This is a genomic window from Leisingera thetidis, from assembly GCF_025857195.1.
GTDB lineage: Bacteria > Pseudomonadota > Alphaproteobacteria > Rhodobacterales > Rhodobacteraceae > Leisingera > Leisingera thetidis.
Genome location: NZ_CP109787.1, coordinates 1488086 through 1510921, shown reverse-complemented (window position 1 = coordinate 1510921; position 22836 = coordinate 1488086). Strand labels below are relative to the sequence as shown.

The following is a 22836-nucleotide window of genomic DNA, read 5'->3' as shown; positions in this document are numbered from 1 at the left end:
TCTTCCCGCGGCTAGACCCCAAGTGTGGCGCACATTGCGTTTCCATCTCAACAGGCAATCAGAACGCGGCCGGCACAGGGGGCTGCCTGCCCCCTCTTGAGCTTTCAGCCAGAAGAACAAGGGATCAGGTGCCGCAGAAGGTTGCCTGCACCACTTCCTCCGGCAACGGCGGGCGCTGCAGATCGCCATGCTCCGGCTGGTCCTCGTAAGGGCGCGCCAGCACCGCGTTCAGCCGGTGGAACAGCGCATAATCCCCCGCCACGGCGCCCGCGATCATCTCCTCGATCCGGTGGTTGCGCGGGATGAACGCCGGATTGGCGGCGCGCATCACCGCCTTGGGGTCCGGCTCGCCCTCCAGCCGCGCCTGCCAGCCCTCCGCCCAGCCGTCAAACACCGCCGGATCGGTGAACTGGTCCCGGGCGGTGCCCGCGGCCAGTGCCCGGAAGGTGTTGGTGAAATCGCTCTGGTTCTCGGCCATCCGCGTCAGCAGGCCGGTGACCAGCTCCAGATCGCTCTCCCGCGCCGAGGTCAGCCCCAGCTTGGCCCTGAACCGCCGCAGCCAGGCCGCCTCGGTCAGCCCCGGCATCGCGTGGACAATCCCGGTGGCCTCTGCGACAGCGGCCTCCGGGTCATCCAGCTGCTGGATCAGCGCGGTGGCCAGCTGCGCCAGGTTCCACACGGCTATATTCGGCTGGTTGGCATAGGCATAGCGCCGCCCGCGGTCGATCGAGGAAAACACCGTGTGCGGGTGATAGACATCCATGAAGGCGCAGGGCCCGTAATCGATCGTCTCGCCCGAAATCGAAGAATTGTCGGTGTTCATCACCCCGTGGATGAACCCCACCGCCATCCAGACGGCAATCAGCTCCGCCTGGGCATCGCGCACCGCCTTCAGCAGCCCCATCGGCCCCTCGGCCTCCGGAAAATGGCGGGCAATCGCATAGTCCGTCAGCTGCCTGAGGCTCTGCTTGTCGCCGCGCGCCGCAAACACCTGGAAGGTGCCCACCCGCAGATGGCTCGCCGCCACCCGGGTCAGCACCGCACCGGGCAGCCCGCCTTCGCGCCAGACGGTTTCGCCTGTTTCCACGGCGGCAAGAGCGCGGGTGGTGGGAATGCCCAGCGCGTGCATCGCCTCGCTGACCACATATTCGCGCAGCACCGGCCCCAGCCAGGCCCGGCCGTCGCCGCCCCGCGAATACGGCGTGCGGCCCGACCCCTTCAGCTGGATATCGCGACGCTTGCCATCGGTGCCCACCGTCTCGCCCAGCAGAATCGCCCGCCCGTCGCCCAGCTGCGGATTGTAGGTGCCGAACTGATGCCCGGAATACAGCTGCGCCAGCGGATCGGCGCCATCCGGCTGCACATTGCCGCCAAAGACCTCGGCCATTTCCGCCGGCCCGCCGGGAGTGATCCCCATGATCCGGGCCAGATCCTCGTTGACGGCGATCAGCCGCGGCGCCTTCACCGCCTGCGGCGCCAGTTTGGAGTAGAACTGCCCCGGCAGGGCAGCATAGGTGTTGTCAAAGGGGATCGTGAATGCCATGGCCCAAACATATGCTTGCGATGGAGATTTACCAGCGCCAATGCGGAGAGAACAGACATGACCGCCGATCAGATCATCCGGCACCTCGGCCTGCAGCAGCACCCCGAAGGCGGCTGGTTCCGGGAAACCTGGCGGGCAGAGAACGAAGGGCGGCCCACAGGCACCTGTATTTACTTCCTGTTGCAGCAGGGCGAGCGCAGCCACTGGCACCGTGTCGATGCCACCGAGATCTGGCTTTACCACGCGGGTGCGCCACTGGTGCTGTCGATGGCAGCGTCAGAGGAAGGCCCGGCAGCAGACCGCCTGCTCAGCCCGGACCTGGCCAATGGCGCGCCGCAGCTGATCGTGCCCAAGGGGCACTGGCAAGCCGCCCGTAGCACCGGCGGCTTCACGCTGGTGAGCTGCACTGTCTCCCCCGGTTTCCAATTCGACGGATTCGAGCTGGCGGAACCCGGCTTCGAGATCCCGCACGGCTGACTCCGGGCCTTGCGCCGCACCGGCCGGCCGGGCCATTCTATCCATATGCCTGCACCTTCGGATCACACCTCTGTCGTCACAGCGCTGGCGCCGGATACCAGGGCGGCGCTGACGGCGCGCTCCAATACTGCCGGGCTCAGGCATCTGGCGCTTTACCTCGGTGCCCTTGCCGCCTGCACGGCAGGCATCGCGCTGCAAGCGCCGTTATGGCCGCTGCTGATGCTGCCGCAGGGGGTGCTGCTGGTGTTCCTGTTCACGCTGAGCCACGAATGCACCCACCAGACGCCGTTCCGCAGCAGATGGCTGAACGAGGCTGCGGGCCATGTCTGCGCATTGGCCATCGCCCTGCCTTTTGTCTGGTTCCGCTATTTCCATCTGGCGCACCACAAATTCACCAATGACCCGGACCGCGATCCGGAACTGGAGCATGGCCCCCGCCCGGAGACCCTGCCGCAATGGCTGCGGTATCTCAGCGGCTGGGGCTACTGGCGCGGCATGGCGCTGACGCTGTGGCGCAACGCCTTTGGCACCATGGACGCGCCGTATCTGCCGCAGCGCCGCCACGCAGCGATGCGGCTTGAGGCACGGGTGCTGCTGGCGGTCCATGCAGCCGCGCTGCTGACGCTGCTGGTGTCGCCGCTGGTCCTGTGGCTGTGGCTCCTGCCGCTGCTGATCGGCCAGCCGTTCCTGCGGGCGTATCTCCTGGCCGAGCACGGCCTTTGCCCGCCGGTTGCCAACATGCTGGAAAACTCCCGCACCACGCTGACCAACCGGCTGGTGCGTTTTCTGGCCTGGAACATGCCCTATCACGCCGAGCATCATGCCTTCCCGGCCGTGCCCTTCCACCAGCTGCCCGCCTTCCATGCCATCACCCGGGCCCATCTGGCATCGATGTCGCACGGCTATGGCGCCTTCACCGCAGATTACCTCCGCCAGCTTCCCCGCTGACCCGCCCGCCGCAGGCGGCAAATTTCTTGCTTAAGAAATTTGGCAAGAATTTTCTGAAAATTCTTGCGCTTGCAGCCGGGTGAGGCGCAGACGGTCAGCCTTCGGCCGCCCATGCAAGCGGTGCAGGCAAGGCGCTGTTTGCGTAGTCCGCCCTGATCACCCTCCGGGGCTGCTGCGACTGCGCCGGCAAAGACCTGTGCACCAGCAGCATGTCCATGACCAGCATGTCACCGCGCCGGGCCTGTTCAGTTTCCTGATTGCAACCTGCTGCCAGCGCCTGCACCTCTTTCTTCTTCAGAACACCCCTTTTGTGGCTGCCCAGCGCCATTTGCATGCCGCCGGTCTGTTCCGAGACGTCATCCAGATACAGGCGGACAAATAGCATTCTTCCAAGGACAGCGTCCTGCGGTTCGCAGTGCCAGACTCCCCCCTTGCAGGACCAGTTCCGGGCCAAGGGCGTTTCCAGCTTCTCCTTCACCGCGATGACCCGGTCCTGATGCCAGGGCAGCGACCAGTTCCGGCCCTCTGCCTTGTCAAAGGCCACCGCCCGGGTGGCAAAGGGATCCGGCCGCATCCAGTGCAGGGCCTGCCGGATCTCCGGCGCATTAAACGGCGCCAAGTCTGAAATCCGCGCTCCGGCCTCGCCGAAACCGGAATAGCACATGTCCAGCCGGGCAAGAGTCGCAGGTGTCAGTACCTGCCTCAGCCAGCAGCGGCCCAGAGTGTCCAGTTCGCTGTGCCCCGGCACCGCGTCACACCCCCGGCACGCTCACCACGCCGCCGCCGACACAGGCGCGCACCCCGGTGGTGCCGGGCGCCGATGTGGGCAGCCCGCGGGCCACCCGCACTGCCAGATGGGCAAAGGCCTGCGCCTCCAGCATGTCGCCGTCCAGACCCGCATCCTCCACCGGCTTCACCTCGCAGTCGAGCGAGACCCGCAGCATCTGCATCAGCACCGGATTGTGCCGCCCGCCGCCAGTGGCCAGAACCACTTCCGGCGGCTCCGGGCAATGCTCCATCCCCTGGGCCACGCTGGCTGCGCACATTGCCGTCAGCGTGGCGGCAGCATCGGCATTGTTAAGCTCGCGCACCAGCGTCACCATCTCGGCAAAATCGTTCCGGTCCAGCGATTTGGGCGGCATTCTTGCAAAATACGGCTCCGCCAGGAACAGCTCCAGCGCACCGGTTTCCACGGTGCCCGACCGCGCCACCCTGCCGTCCGCATCCCAGGGAATGCCCAGCCGCTCCTGCACCAGATCGTTGACCGGCGCATTGGCCGGGCCGGTGTCGAACGCCAGCAGTGCGCCGGGCTCTTCGGGGCGGTCAAAGCGCGGATCCGCATAGGTCAGATTGCCGACCCCGCCGAGGTTGAGGAAGCACAAGGGGCGCGTGGCGCCGATGTATTTCGCGCAGGCAAAATGAAAAAACGGCGCCAGCGGCGCGCCCTCGCCGCCCATCGACACATCGTCGGAGCGGAAGTCCCACACCACCGGCTTGCCCAGCCGCTCCGCCAGCGCCGCCCCGTCGCCCACCTGCAGGGTGCCCTGCCGCCGCGGCGCATGGGCCAGGGTCTGGCCGTGAAAGCCGATGATCTCGGCCTCCGGGAACCCGGCCAGTACCTCGGCATGGGCGGCATCGCAGACCTCTGCCGCAGCGTCCACCTCCGGTCCGGTCCACTTGCCCAGCCCGGCCCGCAGCACGCTGCGCTCCGCAGCGGTATATTCGCGGTAACTGCTCTCGCCAAACCCGTGAATGCGCGCGCCGTCTGTCACCACCACGGCGGCATCCACCCCGTCCAGCGAAGTGCCGCTCATCGCTCCCAGCGCCCGCACTGCACCCGTTTTTGCAATGGCCTTGCTCATCGCCCCCGCCCCTTCCAAGGATCCGGGCCGTGCCGCCCGTTCGGCGTGATACTACAGCGCATCATTTGCCGGGAAAACAGGTTCCAACCGGCACAAATGCGATTTATAGGAGCAAGGTGCAAAACCTAGAAACCGAGGCATGTTATGACCTACACTCCCAAATCGGATTTCATCGCAGTGATGATGGAACGCGGCTATCTGGCCGACTGCACCGATTACCAGGGCCTGGACGAGGCGCTGCTGAAGGGGGTTCAGCCTGCCTATATCGGTTATGATGCCACCGCGCAGTCGCTGCATGTCGGGCATCTCCTCAACATCATGATGCTGCGCTGGCTGCAAAAGACCGGCCATAAACCGATCACCCTGATGGGCGGCGGCACCACCAAGGTGGGCGACCCCTCGTTCCGCTCGGACGAGCGCCCGCTCTTGGGCCCCGAACAGATCGACGCCAATATCGCCGGCATGCGCAAGGTCTTCGCCAACTACCTCACCTACGGCGCGGGCGAAAACGACGCCATCATGCTCAACAACGCGGAATGGCTCGACAACCTGAACTACCTCGAATTCCTGCGCGATATCGGCCGCCATTTCTCGGTGAACCGGATGCTGTCGTTTGAGTCCGTGAAATCGCGCCTCGACCGCGAGCAGTCGCTGTCGTTCCTCGAATTCAACTACATGATCCTTCAGGCCTATGACTTCATGGAGCTGAACCGCCGCTACGGCTGCGTCCTGCAGATGGGCGGTTCCGACCAGTGGGGCAACATCGTCAACGGCATCGACCTCACCCGCCGGGTGATCGACCATGAGGTCTACGGCCTCACCTCGCCGCTGCTGACCACCTCGGACGGCCGCAAGATGGGCAAGTCCCAGGGCGGCGCGATCTGGCTCAACGGCGAGATGCTTTCCCCGTATGAGTTCTGGCAGTTCTGGCGCAACACCACCGACGCCGACGTCGGCCGCTTCCTCAAGCTCTACACCGAGCTGCCGGTCGACGAATGCGAGCGCCTCGGCGCGCTGCAGGGCTCCGAGATCAACGAGGGCAAGGTGATCCTCGCCAACGAGGTGACCAAGCTGCTGCACGGCGCCGACGCGGCGGCAGCAGCCGAGGCCACCGCCCGCGAGGTGTTCGAGAAAGGCGGCGTCGGCGACGACCTGCCCACCCTGACCCTGTCGCCTGCGGATCTCGGCGACGGCATCTCGATCGTGCAGCTGATCGTGAAATCGGGTCTGGCCAAATCCGGCAAGGACGCCAAGCGTCTGATCGCGGAAAACGGCGCCCGCCTGGACGACCAGCCGCTGACCGACGCGGGCCTGATGATCGACGCGGGCGCGCTGTCCTCGCCGATCAAGCTGAGCGCAGGCAAGAAACGCCACGCGCTGGTGCAGCTGGCCGGCTGACGGGCCGCGAAAAGGGCAGCCTCCGGGCCAAGCCCCCGAGGATAAACATTGACTGCACGGCTCCCTGCGGAGCCGTGCAGTCAGATCTTCGCCATCCGGTCGAGAATCCAGTCAATCCTGACTGCGTAATCGTCTAGGGAAAGCGAGCGGTCCGGGTCGGCCGCTGCCGCAAATGCAAACCCGTGCGTGTAATCGACGATCAAGTCCAGAACGGCATCTGCTTCTGCGCCGTCACCCCCCGCCGCCAGGATTTCGAGCTTCAGCTTTTCAGTCAGCGCCTGCACGGAGCCGCCGAACAGGCCGGGATTTTCCAGAATGGACGTCACCAATGCAGGATGGCGGATCACGCGCGCGCAATACCGATGTGCAAGCTCTCGAATGCGAAGGGCTGGCGTTGCAGCCTCCGGCTGCGCCTCGACGCCCTCGAAAACCATCTTTACAAGCAATTCCATCATGTTCTGGCGGCTGCCCACATGATGAGCAACCGCCATGGGGGTGATCTCCAGCGCTGCGCCGAGGGCTTTGAAGGTCAGCGCTGACTGGCCGCCCGTATCGAGCAGCCGCAAGGCCTCAGCCAAAACATCCGCCCTGCTGAGCGTTCTTCCCGCTTTGGGCGGGCGCCCCATCCGTCCGCCCATGTGTCACACTACGCGATAAGTTGTTTGAATCATGCTGGTTGCAAGCTGCCGCGAGTGCATCAGCTCAAGATCAATATCCGCCTCGACAGTGCCGAACAGCGGGATTCCCTCTCCGATCAGAATCGGAACCGATGTGATTGTCAGATCGGAAATCAGCCCCTCCCGAAGGAACGATTGCACAATCTTGCCGCCATCGACATAGGCGCGCTTCCACCCTTCCTGATCAAGTTCCTGCATCAGCGCCTTGGGTGAGGAACGGCTCAAGCGAACCTTGGTCTGCAGGTGCTTTGGAATATCCGCGCCGGTCAAACTGCTGCTCAGAACAATGACCGGTTTGGTGTAAACCCACTGCTCAAACCCAAGCAAGGTGCGGAACGAGCCGGACCCCATGATCAGCCCGTCAACGCTGTCCATGAAATTGGCAAAGCCGCCATCCTCGCCTTCGACGCCAGGCTTTTTGGCCAGCCAGTCAAGCGTATGGTCTTTTCTGGCCACAAATCCATCCACGCTTGTCGCAATAAACACATGCCCGGTAGTCATTCACACCTCCTTGCTCTAAAACTATACGGCATATAGTTTCAGCCGTTGGCAATGGCAAGAAAGAAGAGCCTCCCGAAGGTATCTTCTGGAGGCAATCAGCCTGAACTTTCGTAGCGAACCATGCGCGCTGCCTGACCAGCAGGGGAGCCGCCCCAAGGACAACCCCGCCCTTCACCGCTCCTCAAAAACGATGCGTGCTAAGCAGCCGCCCCTCCCAGGGCGCTGCCTGCCCCGCACTTGCGCGCGCGGTTCACGGGCCGCCACACCTGTGAGCAGTTCCTGGGACGAGTTCCGATCCGTATGCGCCACGCCTGCGCACAGCCCGGCAGCGCGCCGCGCAGCGGCGCCCAGCCCAAGGCCGCCAGGGTTCAGCGGCGCAGCCGCTGCATCTGCGGGCGCGGGAGTCGTCCCGGTTTCAGAAGGCCAGCGTGTCCAGCAGCGTCAGCAGCGCAAATACCGGCACCGACAGGCCGGTTGCGATCAGCAGGGCCGCCGCTTTGGTCATCCGGGGGGCGGCCGCCGCCTGCCCCATGATCTGTTTTGTCTGTTTCATGGCTCCATTAACCCTCATTTAGGTTTCCAGCGTGTTAATAGGAAACATGTTTGATGCCTCTCCGGTTCCCTCCCCGCCCTGCGGCAATGCCGCCCTGCGCCCCCGCGCGCTGCAGCAATCGGACGAATTCGCCCGCGCCCTGCGCGCTTGCGGGCAGTCTCCGGTGACGCTGCCGCAGCTGCAGGACATGCTGGTGCTGCGCCGCCGCCTGCCGGGCGGGCTGCCGCTGGCGATGGTGAACCGCGCCGCCATTGCGGACCCCGCCGCCCTGCGCGCGGCTCTGCAGGACCACGGGCTGGGCCGCACCCCGCTGATCCTGTCGCCCGAAACACCGGAGCCTGCGCTGGCCCGCAGCGGCGCGGTGCCGCTGATGAGCCCGGCGCATGCGGCGCTGCTCGACCTCACCGGCGGCCCGGACCAGCGCCGCGCCGCATTGCACCAGAAATGGCGCAACCGGCTGACGCACGGCGAGGCCCAGTCCCTGCGGCTCAGCCGCCAGAGCCTGCCCGCCGATCCGCGGCACTGGCTGTTCCAGGCCGACGCCCGGCAGCAGTCCGGCCGCGGCTACCGCAGCTGGCCCATCGGCCTGACCCTGGCCTACGCGCAGCAGAACCCGGGCAAGGCCAAGCTGTTCCAGGCCTTTGCAGGCAAGGAGCCGGTGGCCGCCATCCTGATCCTGCTGCATGGCACCGGTGCCACCTACCACATCGCCCACACCACCCCGCGCGGCAAACAGCTCAGCGCCCAGAACCTGCTGTTGTGGCACGCCGCCTGCTGGCTGGCGGCCAAGGGCATCCGTCAGTTCGACCTCGGGCTGATCAACACCGAGGACGCCGCAGGGCTGGCCCGGTTCAAACTCGGCACCGGCGCCCGGCTGCACCGCCTGGGCGGCACCTGGGGATGGTGGCCGCCGCTGGGCCGCCTGCTGCGCCCTCTGGCAGCGCTCGACCGCCGCCTGATGTCCGGCTGACATCCGCGCGCGCCCCTGCCGCGACGCCCCGTCCCGCTGGACAGGCGCAGCCTGCCCGCCTTATATGAACGCATGTTCATATAACCGGGAGGAGCCCCGCTCATGAAACTTGCTCAGACAGCTGCCGTCATCACCGGCGGCGCCTCCGGCCTCGGCGAGGCCACCGCGCGCTACTTTGCCGAACAAGGCGCCCAGGTGACGATCCTGGACCGCGACGCCGAACGCGGCGCCGGGGTGGCGCAGGAGATCGGCGGGCATTTTGCCCGGACCGATGTGACCAGCGAAGAGTCGGTCTCCGCCGCCATCGCCCACGCGGTTCAGCAGATGGGCCGGATCACCGCCTGCGTGAACTGCGCCGGCATCGCCATCGGCGCCAAGACCGCAGGCAAGGACGGCCCGCATCCGCTCGACGCCTTCCAGCGCACCATCGACATCAACCTCGTCGGCACATTCAACGTTGCCCGCCTCGCCGCGGTGGAGATCGCCAGAAATGACCCCGAAGAGGACGGCGCCCGCGGCGTGATCATCAACACCGCCTCCATCGCCGCTTTCGACGGCCAGAAGGGCCAGGCCGCCTATGCCGCCTCCAAGGGCGGCGTCGCGGGCATGTGCCTGCCGATGGCCCGCGATCTCGCGTCCTCCGGCATCCGGGTGATGACCATCGCGCCCGGCATCTTCATGACTCCGATGCTGGCCGGCCTGCCGGAAGAGGTGCAGCAGCAGCTCGCCGCCGATGTCCCCAACCCGGCCCGCCTGGGCGACCCGCGCGAATACGGCCGCCTGGCCGGTTTCATCGTCGAGATGGGCTACCTCAACGGCGAAGTCATCCGCATCGACGGCGCTCTGCGGATGCGCTGACACCCCGCCGCTGATTGCGGGTCAAGGGGTAAGCAAGCTCCCTGGAAACGCTCCGGGGGAGCGTTTCGCTTGCGAACCGGCGGAGCCCCGAACCGCCATGCGCCGCACGGGTTCATCCTTGACGCGCAAGCGGCGGCAAGCACGCTGGACATGGCGTCTTGCGGGGCACACCTGCCCCTCAAGCGCTTCTCAGCAAAACCCTTGGCACGGGCTGCAAGCCCGGGCCGCGCCCGACCCTCCCCACGGGAGGGCGCATCCGCCCCCTCCTCGGCTCGGGCGCGCCCCTCAGCGTTCTGCAGCGGAGCGGATGCCACTGTTGACAGCCGGCCCGCTCCGCCGTCCACTTCTTCGCAGGAGGCTCCGATGACCCGATCCGAACGGCAGAAAATGCAGGCAGGCGGCTGGTACTGTTGCCTGGACAGCGAACTGGAGGCGTTGCGCCACCAGGCCCGTCTCGCGGTGCACCGGCACAACACGGCCCCCCCCGATCCCGCCGGCCGGTTCAGCCCGGCGCTGGCCCGGCTGTTCGCAGGCCACGGCGAAAACTGCTTTGCCGAGGCCCCCTTCCACTGCGCCTACGGCATCCACATCACCCTCGGCAGCAACGTCTACCTGAACGCGGGCTGCACCATCCTGGACAGCGCGCCCGTCACCATCGGCGACGGCACCCTGCTGGGGCCGAATGTGCAGATCTACTGCGCCCGGCACCACAAGGACAGGGATTTGCGCGCCAGGGGGCTGGAGATTGCTCTCCCTGTCACCCTTGGCAAGGACGTCTGGATCGGCGGCGGCGCGATCATCCTGCCGGGTGTCACCATCGGCGACGGCGCCATCGCCGGCGCGGGCGCGGTCGTGACCCGCGATGTTCCGGCAGGGGCCACCGTGGCAGGCAACCCGGCCCGGCCTCTGAACGGGTAAACAAACGATGGGGGCAGCGCCCGTCGCGTAAACCCGCAACTCACATTTCCTGATGAATTCCAAAGTTTTACGGCAGTGTCTTTGACCAAATGTTTCGCGCGCGAAACATTTGGTCAGCCTTGCTGCCCTGACTGGACCGGCCGCTTCAGGCCTCTGCCTTTTCCTCCAGCAGCAGCCATTCCTCTTCGGCCGCCGCCAGTTTCTCCTGCCGCTCCACCAGCGCTTCGGTCGCCTTCTTGAACTTGACCGGCTCGCGGGTGAACAGCTGCGGATCCGCCATCAGCTCCTGCAGCTTGCCGATCTCCGCCTCCAGCCGCTCGATCTCCGCAGGCAGCGCCTCCAGCCGGTGCTTTTCCTTGAAGCTGAGGCCGTCCTTCGGCGCCGCCTCCTGCTTGGACTTCGGCTTGGCAGCCTTGGCCTTCTCCGGCTTCGCGCCGCCCTCCAGCGGCCCGCGCTGCGCAAGGTAATCGCTCCAGCCGCCGGCATAGGCGGTGGCCTTGCCGTCGCCTTCCATCGCAATCGTGGTGGTGGCCACCCGGTCCAGGAAATCGCGGTCGTGGCTCACCAGCAGCACGGTGCCGTCGTAATTGTCCAGAAGCTCCTGCAGCAGGTCCAGTGTTTCCACATCCAGATCGTTGGTCGGTTCGTCCAGCACCAGAAGGTTCGAGGACCGCGCCATCAGCCGCGCCAGCAGCAGCCGCGCCTTCTCGCCGCCCGAGAGCGAGCGCACAGGTGCGCGCGCCTGGGCGTCGTCGAACAGGAATTCCTTGAGGTAGCCCACCACATGCTTGGGCTGGCCGCGCACCATCACCTGATCCGCCTTGCCGGAAATCCCCAGCAGGGGATCGGCGGTCAGGTTCTCCCACAGGGTCGAATCACCGTCCAGCTGCTCGCGGGTCTGGTCGAACAGCGCGATCTCCAGGTTGGTGCCCAGCTTCACCGCGCCCTGATCCGGCGCGTCCATGCCCAAGAGCATTTTCAGCAGCGTCGTCTTGCCCGCCCCGTTGGGGCCGACAAAGGCCACCCGCTCGCCGCGCTGCACCTTCAGCGAGAAATCGCGCACGATCTGCTTGCCGCCGAACGCCTTGCTCAGCCCCTCGGCTTCAATCACCTTGCGGCCGGATTTCGGCCCGGATTCCAGCGCCATCTCGGCGGTGCCCTGGCGCTTGATCTGGCCCGCGCGTTCCGCCTTCAGGTCCTGCAGCGCGCGCACCCGGCCCATGTTGCGCTTGCGCCGGGCCGAGATGCCCTCCACCGCCCAGCGGCTCTCGGATTTGATCAGCCGGTTCAGCTTGTGGCGCTGCTGGTCTTCCTCGTCCCACAGCTTGTCGCGCCAGGCCTCGAAATGCTCAAACCCCTTTTCCTGCCGCCGCACCTCGCCGCGGTCCACCCACAGGGTGGCGCGGGTCAGCGCCCGCAGGAACGCGCGGTCGTGGCTGATCAGCACAAACGCAGCCCGGGTCGCCTTCAGCTCGTCTTCCAGCCAGGTGATCGCCTCGATGTCCAGATGGTTTGTCGGCTCGTCCAGCAGCATCAGGTCCGGCGCCTCGGCCATCAGCTTGGCCAGCGCCGCACGCCGCCGTTCGCCGCCCGATGCGGTCCCGACGGGCCGCGCGGGATCGAACTTCAGCCCCTCGCCCGCGCGCTCGACCTTGTACATCTCGCCCGGATCCAGCGCGCTGGCGGCAAAATCGCCAAGCGTGGCAAAGCCTTCCATCTTCGGGTCCTGCTCCATGTAGCCGACGGATTTGCCCGGCGGCACCACGATCGCGCCCTGATCGGCTTCGACAATCCCCGCCATCACCTTCATCAGCGTGGATTTTCCCGAGCCGTTGCGGCCCACCAGCGCCACCCGGTCGCCGGGCTGCACCACCAGATCAAGATTGGCGAAAACCGGATCGCCCCCAAAGGTGAGGGAAATGCCGGACATCTGCAAAAGAGGAATACGTGCCATGACAGGCTGCTACCCCGGCGGCAGAATCGCGTCAACGCCGCATCTTCTTCTTTGCAAAAATACTCATTCCCCGCCGGCCACCGCCCGCAGCAGCCGTTTGCGGGCGTCCGGGATGGCGCCGGTTTCCAGCCCGGTGAACACATGCAGCGTGTTCATACCGGCATCAACCACCGCATGGTCGCTGACCCAGCCGCCCATCATCAGATAGGTGCGCAGCAGCGGCGGCATGTGCCGCATCGCCTTCTTCGCATCCGGCTTGCGCCGCAGCCGGGCGGCAAAGCGGAACACCTCGGGCGCCTTCACCCGCGGCCGCCAGCACACCGGCGCCAGGTGCCGGTGCTTGAGCAGGGCAAAGGCGTCCAGGTAACGGTCCGGCGACGTGCCCGCAAAGGAGGAGCAGCCGAACAGCATCCGCACCCCGTGCCCGTCGACAAAGACGGCCATCGCGCCCCAGGCGATGCGCAGGATGTCCGGGTCGGTCCAATCCGGGTGGATGCAGAACCGGCCCATCTCCGCCATCCGCCCCTGGAACCCCTGCAGCCCCGGCAGACCGTAGAACTGCGCCGAATAGCTGCGCTCCAGCTCGGCGCCGCCCTCCAGCAGCAGCAGCCGGCAGCAGCAGACCAGCGCGCCGCTGGCCAGATCCTCCACCAGCATATGCGCGCAAGCCGCATCAAAGACATCGCAATCCGCGGCAGCAGTCTGAAAACACAATGCGCGCAGGTCCTGCGCCGCGGCCACATCCGCCGCCGCCGCCGCCAGGCGGGCGCGGTAGCGCCCCTTGCGCAGAAGCATGCCCGGCTCCGCCATCGCGGCCTCCCCGTTCTCCGGCCCGCCCTTCAGCACACGCGCCGCGGCAGCCCGGTGAAGCGCCGCGGATCCAGTCTTACTGGTCCTGCAGGAACTGGTCGGGGCCAAAATTGCCCAGGCTGCCCAGCAGCTGGCGCAGGAACGTGTTGTCCTGCACGCTGGAGCTGGTCACCCGGCGTTCCAGCGGCACCACCTTGCCGTCTTCCAGGCTGTAGCGCTCGATCCCCTGCACCACCCCGGCCGCGTCAAAGCTGATCGCCACCAGATCGCGCGCCACCGGCCTGGGCGCAGCCGCGCCGTAATGGCGGAACCGGGTTGCGACGTAATAATAGCCGCTCTCGTTCAGCACCCCGGTCGAGGATGGAATGCCGATGGTTTCAGCGACGGAATCCCGGGTGTCGATGCCCGGCACCACCTCGGCCAGCTGGCCGGGTGTCGGCACGTAGCCATGCTTGCGGTAGACCGACGAACAGGCCGCCAGCGCCAGCCCGGCGGCTGCGAATACCGCGCCGCGCAGAACGGACTTGTAGTGAAACGCCTTTGCAAACATGGGGGCCCCCCGAGCCTCGCCGCAATGTGCGGCTTGAATACGTCTTTGAACCCGATTACCTAATGACCGCCTCCGGTTCAAGAAACGAAAGTTCCCGATTATGTCTGAGAGCACCGCTTTGCGGGTGGCGGATCTGCCGCAGAACACCCCGACCGCCTTTGAAATCGTTCCGGGCAAGGAGGAACTGGCCGCGCTGGCGGCAGAGCTGGGGGTGACCGCCCTGCGCAAACTGCGCTTTTCCGGCGCCATCACCGCGCGCGGCAAGCGCGACTGGCAGCTGAAGGCGGACCTGGGCGCCACCGTGGTGCAGGACTGCGTGGTGACGCTGGAGCCGGTGACCACCCGGATCGACGAGAAAGTGGCGCTCACCTACCTGGCCCGCTTTGAAACCCCTGACGAGGCGGAGGCGGAAATGCCCGAGGATGACAGCATCGAAGCGCTTGGCAGCCATATCGATCCGGGCGCGGTGATGGCCGAGGCGCTGGCGCTGCATATCCCCGCCTACCCGCGCAAGGACGGCGCCGAACTGGGCGAAGCGGTCTATACCAGACCCGGCGCGGCGCCGATGCGCGACGAGGACGCCAGACCGTTTGCCGGGCTTGCCGCCCTGCGCGGTCAGCTGAAGGATGAGGACTGAACGCGGATTCTCGGCAGCCCGGAAAATTGCATCTGGAACCGGCGGCGGCGCTGCCCTAAAAAACACCTTGCGCCGCCGGAGATTCGCAGTATTTTCGCGCGCTCATCGGAATTTTTGGTTGGACAATGCTCGGGCAGCCGCCTAAACGCACGTCAGACTGATCGAACAGAACGCAATCGCGCCGCGGGGCTGCCCCCAAGGCCCAAACAGACAAAGGTTGAGACATGGCCGTCCAACAGAACAAAGTATCCAAATCGCGCCGCAACAACCGCCGCGCGCACGATGCACTGGTTGCTGCAAACCCGAACGAATGCGGCAACTGCGGCGAGCTGAAGCGCCCGCACCACGTGTGCCCGTCCTGCGGCCATTACGACGACAAGGAAATCGTCGCGGCAGCTGACGAAATCGAGATCGACGAGGACGCGGCATAAGCCACGGACAGGATCCTGATGCCAGGCAGGCTTTCGCATGACGGGTAAACCCGCGCAAAATCAGGCAGAAGCCGGCCGCATCACCATTTCTGTTGACGCCATGGGCGGAGACGCCGGCCCCGCTGTTGTGGTGGCCGGCATTGCCATGTCGGCGCAGAAGAACCCGGATATCGGGTTCATCCTGCACGGTCCTGCCGAGCAGCTGAAACCTCTGGTTGCCAAAAGGCGCGCCCTCAGGGGCCGCGTCGAGATCCGCGACGTCCGCGACGTGGTGACGATGGAGGACAAGCCCTCCCAGGTGATGCGCAACGGCAAGGGCACCTCGATGTGGTCGGCGCTGGATGCGGTCAAAAACGGCGAGGCGGCGGGCGCCGTCTCCTGCGGCAACACCGGCGCGCTGATGGCGCTCAGCATGCTGCGGCTGCGCAAGCTGCCCGGCGTCAACCGGCCCGCCATCGCCATCCTGTGGCCGTCGCTCAATCCGCAGGGCTTCAACGTGATGCTGGATGTCGGCGCCGACGTGAAGGCGGATGCCGAGGACCTGCTGCAATATGCGCTGATGGGCACCTCCTACGTGCGCAACTCGATGGATATCGCCCGCCCGCGGGTGGGGCTGCTGAACGTCGGCACCGAAGAGCACAAGGGCCGCGCCGAGCTGAAGGAGGCCTACGGGCTGATTGCGGAACACGCGGCACAGGCAAGCTATGAGTTCGTCGGCTTTGTCGAAGGCAGCGACATTCCCGGCAATGCCGTAGATGTGATCGTGACCGACGGCTTCACCGGCAATGTGGCGATCAAGACCGGCGAAGGCACCGCCCGGGTGATGCGCACCGCGCTGCGCGAGGCGTTCCAGTATTCGTTCCTGTCGAAAATTGCAGCACTGCTGGCGGTTACCTCGTTGAAACGGCTGTCAAAACGCATGGACCCGCGGCGCGTCAACGGCGGCGTGTTCCTCGGCCTCAACGGCACCGTGGTGAAATCCCACGGCGGCGCCGATGCCACCGGGGTCTCTGCCGCGGTCAAGCTGGCCTACCGGCTGGCTCAGCACGGATTCGCCGAAAAGCTGGCGGCGCGGGTTGCATCTGCCGGCGCGCTTACCCAAGATGAACCTGCCCCCCGCGCCCTGCGGGCGGCCACTGATAAAGATTAAAATAAGGCAGGCACCGGATGACGCGACGTGCGGTAGTTGTTGGCACTGGCCACTATCTCCCCGAACGGGTGGTTGAGAACGCGGAATTCGAAGCCACGCTGGATACCACGGATGAGTGGATCCGCAGCCGGTCTGGCATCGAACGCCGCCATTTCGCCGCCGAGGGGGAGACCACCTCGGATATGGCCGCCAAGGCTGCTGAACGCGCTTTGGCCGCTGCCGGCCTGACGGCCGATGATGTGGACGCCATCATCGTGGCGACCTCCACCGCCGACCTCACCTTCCCCTCCGCCGCCACCATGGTGCAGTCCAAGCTGGGCATGACGCGCGGCTTTGCCTTTGACGTGCAGGCGGTCTGCGCGGGCTTTGTCTATGCGCTCAGCAATGCCAATGCGCTGATCGCCTCGGGCCAGGCCGAGCGGGTGCTGGTGATCGGTGCCGAAACCTTCAGCCGGATCATGGACTGGACCGACCGCAGCACCTGCGTGCTGTTCGGCGACGGCGCCGGCGCGCTGCTGCTGGAGGGCCAGGAGCTGGCGGGCACCAACAAGGACCGCGGGATTCTCTCGACCGACCTCAATTCGGACGGCCGCTACAAGGACCTTCTGTATGTGGATGGCGGTGTGTCCACCCAATCCACCGGCCATCTGCGGATGCAGGGCAACCAGGTGTTCCGCCACGCGGTCGAGAAACTCGCCTCCACCGCCAACACCGCGCTGGATCGGGCCGGCCTCACCGCCGGCGACGTGGACTGGATCGTGCCGCATCAGGCCAATATCCGCATCATCCAGGGCACCGCCCGGAAAATGGGCCTCAGCATGGACAACGTGGTGGTAACCGTGCAGGATCACGGCAACACCTCCGCCGCCTCCATTCCGCTTGCCCTGTCCGTCGGCAAAGAGCGCGGCCAGATCAAGGAAGGCGACCTGATTGTGACCGAAGCCATCGGCGGCGGTCTCGCTTGGGGGGCTGTTGTGCTGCGCTGGTAACCTTCCCGCGCGAATAGCCACCCGAAACACCCTGTGCAATTCATTGATATTGACAGGGAATTTCCCCGCACCCTATGCTTTGCAAAACAACGGGGAATGGTATGGGCGAAAAAACACTGACACGAATGGATTTGAGTGAAGCAGTTTTCCGCGAAGTCGGGCTGTCGCGCAACGAAAGCGCCCAGCTGGTGGAAAGCATGCTGCAGCATATGTCGGACGCCCTGGTGCGCGGTGAACAGGTGAAGATCTCCTCGTTCGGGACATTCAGCGTGAGGGACAAGTCAGCCCGGGTCGGGCGCAACCCGAAGACCGGCGAAGAAGTGCCGATTCAGCCGCGCCGCGTGCTGACCTTCCGGCCCTCCCACCTGATGAAAGACCGCGTGGCAGACGGCAACCGTAAATAACGGGACCAATTGAGCCATGTCGAAATCACCGGACGCCTTCCGCACCATCAGCGAAGTTGCGGAATGGCTGGGCGTGCAGGCGCATGTCCTGCGCTTCTGGGAAAGCAAGTTCACCCAGGTGAAGCCGGTGAAGCGCGCCGGCGGGCGGCGCTATTACCGGCCCGCGGACATGCAGCTGCTGGGCGGCATCAAGAAGCTGCTGCATGACGACGGCCTGCCGATCAAGGAGGTGCAGGCGCTACTGCGCGAGCATGGCGCAGCCCATGTCGCCGGTTTCTCGCATCCGCTTGATGCCGCGGCCGAGGAACGCCCCGCCGATGTGCCCCCGGCCGACAAGCTCGGGGATGACTGGCAAAGCTCGCTGGATCTGACCCCAGAACCGGACGCGCAGGACGCGGCTTTCCCGGCGGCTGACGGCGGCAATGTCGTCGGCTTTCCGCAGCCGCCCGCCGCGCAAGGGTCCCGGCCCGGCAGCCCGGCGGAGGGTGCCGCGCCGCAGATGCGGATGGATCTGGATGCGCCGGCGGCGCAGGAGCCCGCCGCCGAGGACACCTCGGAGCCCGCCGCGGATGCCGCAGCCGGCGCAGAGCCGGCCTCGCCCTGGCAGGACAGCCTCCGGGACGACGCTCCGGAAGACGGCGCGCCGCCGCCGGAACCGCCGCCAGCCGCCGCCCGGGATACCGCCCCGGAGCCTGCGGAGGCCCCCGCGCAAGAGCCGCTCCCGGCAGACGGCCTGCTGCCGCCCGGCCCCCCGCCTGCGGCTGCGGAGGCAGAACCGTCTCCGGACGCTGCACCGGTGGAGGATGACGGGGCGGAGCCCGCCGCCGAAGCCCCCCCTGCCTTCGCCCCCGAAAGCGAGCCGGCAGCGGTGCAGGACACCCGGCCCGCCGCCGCGGAGGCTGCCGCAGAACCAGCGGACCGCGCGGACCGGCCGGACGCCGGACCCGGTCAGGATCTGGCGCCGGCGCCCGCTGCCGCCGCAGATCCGGCCCCGGCGGCAGAGCAGCCTGCCCCGGAACCGGCAGACACGGAAGCTGGCCTAGAGGCTGGCCCGGAGCCGGCGGACGAGCCGCTTCTCGAAGCTGAACTGGCGCCTCTTGGGGAACACGGCCCCGAGCCGCTGGCAGACACCGGGACCGAATCCGGGCCTTTTGCAGACCTGGAGCCGCTGGCGGAGACCGCGCCTGCAGCCGGCCCGGCGTTGGCGGACACCCCCGGTGCTGCGGCGGAACCTGTTGCCTTTGATGCGCCGGACCTGGCAGGACCGGACTCCGCACCCGAAGCGGAGCCGGCCGCCGCCCAGGACACGCTGGTGGCCGCGGCCGGCCTGCAGCCCGAAGAGCCGCTGGACTTTGGCAGCCCTGCCGACCCCTTGGCCGGACACCCGCCCCACGGCCAGGCTGACGGCGCGCAGGACGCTCTGGAGGATGCTTTGGAGGACCCGGCGGCCGACCCTGCGGTCTCCTTCCCGCCGCACGACCTGGACGCGGCAGCCCGGCAGGTGGATGCGCTGGAGTTCGCCTCCGGCTTCAATGGCCCCGGCGGCGCGCAGCCCGCGCCGGAAGCCGCCGAAGCCGCGCCGGAAGTCCCCGAGGCGGCGGAACCAGAGGCGGAGGAGGCCCCTGCTGCCGCGCCGCACCCCGGAATCCTGGCCCATCTTGCCGCCATCCGCAGCCTGCCGCCGCAGTCCGTGGCCGCCATTCAAGCCTGCGCCGAAGAGCTGCGGGCACTGGCCTCGAACCGCTAACCGCCTCGCCCGGCAGGTTTTCTGCGCGGCAGCAGAAAAAATGTTGCCGCCCCCTCTTGCCCCTGCCGCCAAAACGGTTAGAAGGCTTTTCAACGGGCTATGGCGCAGCCTGGTAGCGCGTCCGTCTGGGGGACGGAAGGTCGCAGGTTCGAGTCCTGCTAGCCCGACCATATGAAAAACGCCCGGGTGTTCACGCACCCGGGCGTTTTCGCATCCGGGCCCGGCTGTGCCGATGGCGCACGGGGATTGCGAACCGCGGCCGATTGGGCCAGCATCGCCGCAAAGACGGCGCGGAGGGGGACATAGGATGACAGGCGTTTTGCCCAGCCAAACCATTGAAAAAATGCTGGATCGCGGCGAAATCGCGGTCAGCGTGCCGCTGGTGGAGGGCCAGGTGCAGCCTGCCAGCCTCGATTTGCGGCTGGGCACTGTGGCCTACCGGGTGCGCGCCTCGTTTCTGGCCGGCCAGGGCCGCAGCGTCTCCGACCGGCTCAGCGAGTTCGAGATGCACCGGATCAGCCTCGACGGCGGCGCGGTGCTGGAAAAGGGCTGCGTCTACGTGGTGCCGCTGATGGAAGGCCTGGCGCTGCCCAGGGATGTCTCGGCGGTGGCCAATGCCAAAAGCTCGACCGGGCGGCTGGACCTTCTGACCCGCACCATCACCGACGGCGGCGAGGAATTCGACCGCATCAAGCCGGGCTACACCGGCCCGCTTTATGCCGAGATCTGCCCGCGGTCGTTCTCGGTGCTGGTGCGGCCGGGAATGCGGCTCAACCAGATCCGCTTCCGCACCGGCCAGGCGGTGCTGTCGGATGCCGAACTGAAGATGCTGCACGCAGGCTCCCCGCTGGTTGATGGCGAGGCGGTGATCGAGGACGGGCTGGGCTTTTCCGTCGACCTCAAGCTGCCGGGCACCGATCTGGTCGGCTACCGGGCCAAGCCGCACACCGGGGTGATCGACCTGGACCGGATCGGCGAATACGACCCGCAGGAATACTGGGAGGAGGTGCGCACCGGCGACGGCCGCATCATCCTGGACCCCGGCGCGTTCTATATTCTGGTCAGCCGCGAGGCGGTGCACATCCCGCCCGCCTTTGCCGCCGAGATGGCGCCCTATCTGGCGATGGTGGGCGAGTTCCGGGTGCATTACGCCGGCTTCTTCGACCCCGGTTTCGGCCATGACGCGGCCGGCGGCACCGGCTCGCGCGGGGTGCTGGAGGTGCGCTGCCACGAGGCGCCCTTTGTGCTGGAGCACGGCCAGATCGTGGGGCGGCTGGTCTATGAGAAGATGGCCGAGGTGCCCGAGCAACTCTATGGCGCCGGGATTGCCTCCAATTACCAGGGCCAGGGGCTGAAGCTGTCAAAGCATTTCAAGACGCCCGCCTGACCGCGGTCAGGACCGAAACGAAGTGCCCGCCCGTGGGGGCGGACGGGCCTTCGGCCAGGCGGAAGATCAATTACTTCACCGGCCCGCCCGCGGCCAGCGCCTCTGTCGTGCCCGCCTGCACCGGCCGGTCCAGATGCGTCGACAGCACCGTATAGGTGCGGGTGGCGCGCACGCAGCCGACCTCATAGATCCGCGCCAAGAGCCCCTCCAGCGCCCGCGGCGACGCCACCCGCACCTTCAGAATCAGGTTGGTGTCCCCGGCCGAGCTGTGCACCTCCTCCAGCTCCGGCATTTCCTGCAGCGCCAGCAGATCCGTGGTCACCCCCCAGCCTTCGGTATCCACATGGATGAAGGCCAGCAGCGGCTTGCCGACCGCGGCGCCGTCCAGCCGCGCCACCGTCGCCTCGATGGCGCCGGAGGCGCGCAGCCGCTTGACCCGCTCATGCACCGCCGGCGCCGACAGGCCGGCCACCTGCCCGATCGCCGCATAGGACAGCGTCGCGTCGGCGCTCAGCGCGCCTAATATCTTTCGGTCCAAAGCGTCCGGCACCCGCTCCGCCCCGGCGCTTTTCCGAACCCCATCTGTTTTTTCCTCCGCCATATCCGCCCGCTCTTCACAGAATTATGTTCAGCACATACCAAATGTATCCGAACATCATTCGAGAGCAACCCCATGCGAACCCCCATCCTTATCCTGATGAGCGCCATCGGCGTGATTGGCGCCAACTCCCTGCTGCTGGCGCCGGTGGTGACGGCCGTCAGCGAGACCCTGAATGCCGCCGCGGCGGAGGTGATGCGGGCCGCCAGCGCCTATGGGCTGGGGGTGGCGGCGGCGGCACTGCTGCTGGCGCCGCTTGGCGACCGCATCGGTGCCGGACGGCTGCTGCGGGCCGCCCTCCTGCTGCTGGCCGCCGGTCTGGCCGCCAGCGCCGCGGCGCCGGATGTTTGGATGCTGATGGCGGCGCAGGCGGTATGCGGGCTGGCGGCGGGGGCGGCGCTGCCGTCGATCTACACGCTGGCGATGGTGATTGCCCCCAAGGGCCGCGAGGCGCGGGTGCTGGGCTATGTGCTGGCGGGCTGGACGGTGTCGATGGTGCTGGGCGTCAGCGTCAGCGCCTGGGCCACCGATCTGGCGGGCTGGCGCGCGGTCTATGCGGCGCTTGCCGGCGTTGCCGTGCTGCTGTGGGGCGGCTCGGCGCCTTTGCGCGGCGCGGGCAGCCCCAGCGGCCGGGCGACCTCGCCGCTGACCGCGCTGCGGGTGCCGGGGATCTTCCGCGGTCTATTGGCCACCGCGCTGATGATGCTGGGGTTCTACAGCAGCTATTTCTTCACCGGCGCCCACATCACCCAGGCGCTGGGGCTGAGCACCACCCGGGCCGGGCTGCTGCCGCTGTTCTATGGCGTCGGCTTCGGCTTGGCGGTGCTGCTGGATCCGCTGCTGGACCGGCTGGGCCAGGCCCGCGCGGCGCCGCCGGTGTTCCTCTGCGTCACTGCCAGCTATTTGCTGATGATGGGCTGGGCGGACAGCTATGCGCTGCTGCTGGGTCTGGCCGTGCTGTGGGGGATCACCCAGCATCTGGCGCTGAACCTGGTGGTGGCGCGGGTGACGCAGCTGGACCCGCACCAGCGCGGCGCCATCATGGGGCTGTTCAGCACCGTGACGTACCTGTGCGTGTTTGCAGCACCGTTTGCGGGCGCCGCCGCCTATGCCGGCTGGGGGCTGGCGGGGTGCATGGCCGTGTCGGCGCTGCTGTCGGCCAGTGCCGCGCTGGAGGCACTGGGACTGAAACCTGAGGCGCCTAGCTCCGGCGGCGCCCCGGCTTGACCGAAGGAATGCGGGTGCGTCCGGCCTGCGGGGCGGCCCCGGGCTGCCGCTTGCTGCGCTTGGCAACCGCGCTGATGCCGGCATTCACACCTGCACTGACGGCCCGTCCGACCAGCCGCCGCAGCACCATGTTGATGATCCAGTTGATGTTCATGGCCTTGGCCCCCTGTCTGCTCCGACTGCCATCTTAAGCGCAAATTAAGACAATTCCGGGGCGTCCAGGCCGGGAACCGGCAGATAAACCCCG

At 67.0% G+C, this 22836-nt stretch carries 25 protein-coding genes and 1 tRNA gene; 15 read left to right on the top strand and 11 right to left on the bottom strand.

All coding sequences use genetic code 11. The features are described 5' to 3' along the window. Positions 1–124: 124 nt before the first annotated feature. Complete coding sequence (locus OKQ63_RS07265) at positions 125–1543, bottom strand: protein adenylyltransferase SelO (RefSeq protein ID WP_264213276.1); 1419 nt, start codon at positions 1541–1543, stop codon at positions 125–127. Between the two features lie 57 nt (positions 1544–1600). Between OKQ63_RS07265 and OKQ63_RS07260 the strand changes: the two genes are divergently transcribed. Together OKQ63_RS07260 and OKQ63_RS07255 are read left to right on the top strand one after the other, a co-directional pair. After that, positions 1601–2020 (top strand): cupin domain-containing protein, encoded by a 420-nt coding sequence (locus tag OKQ63_RS07260; RefSeq protein ID WP_264213275.1) that lies wholly within the window; start codon positions 1601–1603, stop codon positions 2018–2020. 45 nt (positions 2021–2065) lie between these two features. Next, on the top strand, positions 2066–2968 hold the full coding sequence (locus OKQ63_RS07255) for a fatty acid desaturase (RefSeq protein ID WP_264213274.1): 903 nt from the start codon (positions 2066–2068) through the stop codon (positions 2966–2968). A 94-nt stretch (positions 2969–3062) separates the two neighbouring features. On the opposite strand, the gene OKQ63_RS07250 is transcribed toward OKQ63_RS07255, so the two are convergent. Both OKQ63_RS07250 and OKQ63_RS07245 read right to left on the bottom strand, forming a co-directional pair. Continuing rightward, positions 3063–3716, bottom strand: coding sequence for a phytanoyl-CoA dioxygenase family protein (locus OKQ63_RS07250; protein ID WP_264213273.1), 654 nt, complete (start codon positions 3714–3716; stop codon positions 3063–3065). Positions 3717–3720: 4 nt separating this feature from the next. Next, positions 3721–4830 (bottom strand): anhydro-N-acetylmuramic acid kinase, encoded by a 1110-nt coding sequence (locus OKQ63_RS07245; protein WP_264213272.1) that lies wholly within the window; start codon positions 4828–4830, stop codon positions 3721–3723. A gap of 144 nt (positions 4831–4974) precedes the next feature. On the opposite strand from OKQ63_RS07245, the gene tyrS reads away from it, so the two are divergent. Beyond that, positions 4975–6228, top strand: a complete 1254-nt coding sequence (tyrS, locus tag OKQ63_RS07240) for a tyrosine--tRNA ligase (protein ID WP_264213271.1) — start codon at positions 4975–4977, stop codon at positions 6226–6228. Between the two features lie 80 nt (positions 6229–6308). Here the strand turns inward: tyrS and OKQ63_RS07235 are convergent, their stop codons facing one another. From OKQ63_RS07235 to OKQ63_RS07225, 3 genes are all read right to left on the bottom strand, one after another. Then, complete coding sequence (locus OKQ63_RS07235) at positions 6309–6806, bottom strand: hypothetical protein (RefSeq protein ID WP_264213270.1); 498 nt, start codon at positions 6804–6806, stop codon at positions 6309–6311. A gap of 63 nt (positions 6807–6869) precedes the next feature. Then, a complete protein-coding gene (locus OKQ63_RS07230; RefSeq protein ID WP_264213269.1) occupies positions 6870–7406 on the bottom strand; it encodes a dihydrofolate reductase family protein in 537 nt (178 codons plus the stop codon). 415 nt (positions 7407–7821) lie between these two features. Next, a complete protein-coding gene (locus tag OKQ63_RS07225; protein WP_264213268.1) occupies positions 7822–7959 on the bottom strand; it encodes a hypothetical protein in 138 nt (45 codons plus the stop codon). Between the two features lie 46 nt (positions 7960–8005). Between OKQ63_RS07225 and OKQ63_RS07220 the strand changes: the two genes are divergently transcribed. The 3 genes from OKQ63_RS07220 to OKQ63_RS07210 all read left to right on the top strand — a co-directional run bounded on the left by OKQ63_RS07220 (position 8006) and on the right by OKQ63_RS07210 (position 10705). Continuing rightward, positions 8006–8929 (top strand): GNAT family N-acetyltransferase, encoded by a 924-nt coding sequence (locus OKQ63_RS07220; RefSeq protein ID WP_264213267.1) that lies wholly within the window; start codon positions 8006–8008, stop codon positions 8927–8929. 102 nt (positions 8930–9031) lie between these two features. After that, positions 9032–9787 (top strand): SDR family NAD(P)-dependent oxidoreductase, encoded by a 756-nt coding sequence (locus OKQ63_RS07215; RefSeq protein WP_264213266.1) that lies wholly within the window; start codon positions 9032–9034, stop codon positions 9785–9787. A 363-nt stretch (positions 9788–10150) separates the two neighbouring features. Continuing rightward, positions 10151–10705 carry a sugar O-acetyltransferase gene (locus OKQ63_RS07210; protein WP_264213265.1) on the top strand — a complete coding sequence of 185 codons (555 nt, stop codon included), beginning with the start codon at positions 10151–10153 and terminating at the stop codon, positions 10703–10705. Positions 10706–10850: 145 nt separating this feature from the next. On the opposite strand, the gene OKQ63_RS07205 is transcribed toward OKQ63_RS07210, so the two are convergent. From OKQ63_RS07205 to OKQ63_RS07195, 3 genes are all read right to left on the bottom strand, one after another. Continuing rightward, positions 10851–12659: an ABC-F family ATP-binding cassette domain-containing protein gene (locus OKQ63_RS07205; RefSeq protein ID WP_264213264.1), complete on the bottom strand. Its 1809-nt coding sequence runs from the start codon at positions 12657–12659 to the stop codon at positions 10851–10853. Between the two features lie 63 nt (positions 12660–12722). Beyond that, positions 12723–13469 carry a GNAT family N-acetyltransferase gene (locus OKQ63_RS07200; RefSeq protein WP_264213263.1) on the bottom strand — a complete coding sequence of 249 codons (747 nt, stop codon included), beginning with the start codon at positions 13467–13469 and terminating at the stop codon, positions 12723–12725. 76 nt (positions 13470–13545) lie between these two features. Next, complete coding sequence (locus tag OKQ63_RS07195; RefSeq protein ID WP_264213262.1) at positions 13546–14019, bottom strand: outer membrane protein assembly factor BamE; 474 nt, start codon at positions 14017–14019, stop codon at positions 13546–13548. A gap of 100 nt (positions 14020–14119) precedes the next feature. On the opposite strand from OKQ63_RS07195, the gene OKQ63_RS07190 reads away from it, so the two are divergent. The 8 genes from OKQ63_RS07190 (at position 14120) to OKQ63_RS07155 (ending at position 20764) form a co-directional block, all read left to right on the top strand. After that, on the top strand, positions 14120–14656 hold the full coding sequence (locus tag OKQ63_RS07190; RefSeq protein WP_264213261.1) for a YceD family protein: 537 nt from the start codon (positions 14120–14122) through the stop codon (positions 14654–14656). Between the two features lie 224 nt (positions 14657–14880). After that, on the top strand, positions 14881–15087 hold the full coding sequence (gene rpmF, locus OKQ63_RS07185) for a 50S ribosomal protein L32 (protein WP_008558107.1): 207 nt from the start codon (positions 14881–14883) through the stop codon (positions 15085–15087). A 37-nt stretch (positions 15088–15124) separates the two neighbouring features. After that, positions 15125–16237, top strand: coding sequence for a phosphate acyltransferase PlsX (gene plsX, locus OKQ63_RS07180; RefSeq protein WP_264213260.1), 1113 nt, complete (start codon positions 15125–15127; stop codon positions 16235–16237). Between the two features lie 17 nt (positions 16238–16254). Continuing rightward, positions 16255–17226: a beta-ketoacyl-ACP synthase III gene (locus tag OKQ63_RS07175; RefSeq protein ID WP_264213259.1), complete on the top strand. Its 972-nt coding sequence runs from the start codon at positions 16255–16257 to the stop codon at positions 17224–17226. 101 nt (positions 17227–17327) lie between these two features. Beyond that, the gene (ihfA, locus tag OKQ63_RS07170) at positions 17328–17630 is read left to right on the top strand and encodes an integration host factor subunit alpha (RefSeq protein WP_008207184.1); all 303 of its coding nucleotides are present in this window, start codon (positions 17328–17330) and stop codon (positions 17628–17630) included. Between the two features lie 16 nt (positions 17631–17646). Next, on the top strand, positions 17647–19377 hold the full coding sequence (locus OKQ63_RS07165; RefSeq protein WP_264213258.1) for a MerR family transcriptional regulator: 1731 nt from the start codon (positions 17647–17649) through the stop codon (positions 19375–19377). 93 nt (positions 19378–19470) lie between these two features. Beyond that, positions 19471–19547: transfer RNA gene (locus OKQ63_RS07160), tRNA-Pro, on the top strand. A gap of 137 nt (positions 19548–19684) precedes the next feature. Then, positions 19685–20764, top strand: a complete 1080-nt coding sequence (locus OKQ63_RS07155; protein WP_264213257.1) for a 2'-deoxycytidine 5'-triphosphate deaminase — start codon at positions 19685–19687, stop codon at positions 20762–20764. Positions 20765–20834: 70 nt separating this feature from the next. Here OKQ63_RS07155 and OKQ63_RS07150 read toward each other — a convergent pair whose 3' ends face one another. Next, the gene (locus OKQ63_RS07150; RefSeq protein WP_264213256.1) at positions 20835–21365 is read right to left on the bottom strand and encodes an Lrp/AsnC family transcriptional regulator; all 531 of its coding nucleotides are present in this window, start codon (positions 21363–21365) and stop codon (positions 20835–20837) included. 72 nt (positions 21366–21437) lie between these two features. Between OKQ63_RS07150 and OKQ63_RS07145 the strand changes: the two genes are divergently transcribed. After that, positions 21438–22589 (top strand): MFS transporter, encoded by a 1152-nt coding sequence (locus tag OKQ63_RS07145; protein ID WP_264213255.1) that lies wholly within the window; start codon positions 21438–21440, stop codon positions 22587–22589. On the opposite strand, the gene OKQ63_RS07140 is transcribed toward OKQ63_RS07145, so the two are convergent. Beyond that, positions 22564–22743 (bottom strand): hypothetical protein, encoded by a 180-nt coding sequence (locus OKQ63_RS07140; protein ID WP_264213254.1) that lies wholly within the window; start codon positions 22741–22743, stop codon positions 22564–22566. The two genes, OKQ63_RS07145 and OKQ63_RS07140, sit on opposite strands and share 26 nt — an antisense overlap. Positions 22744–22836 lie beyond the last annotated feature (93 nt).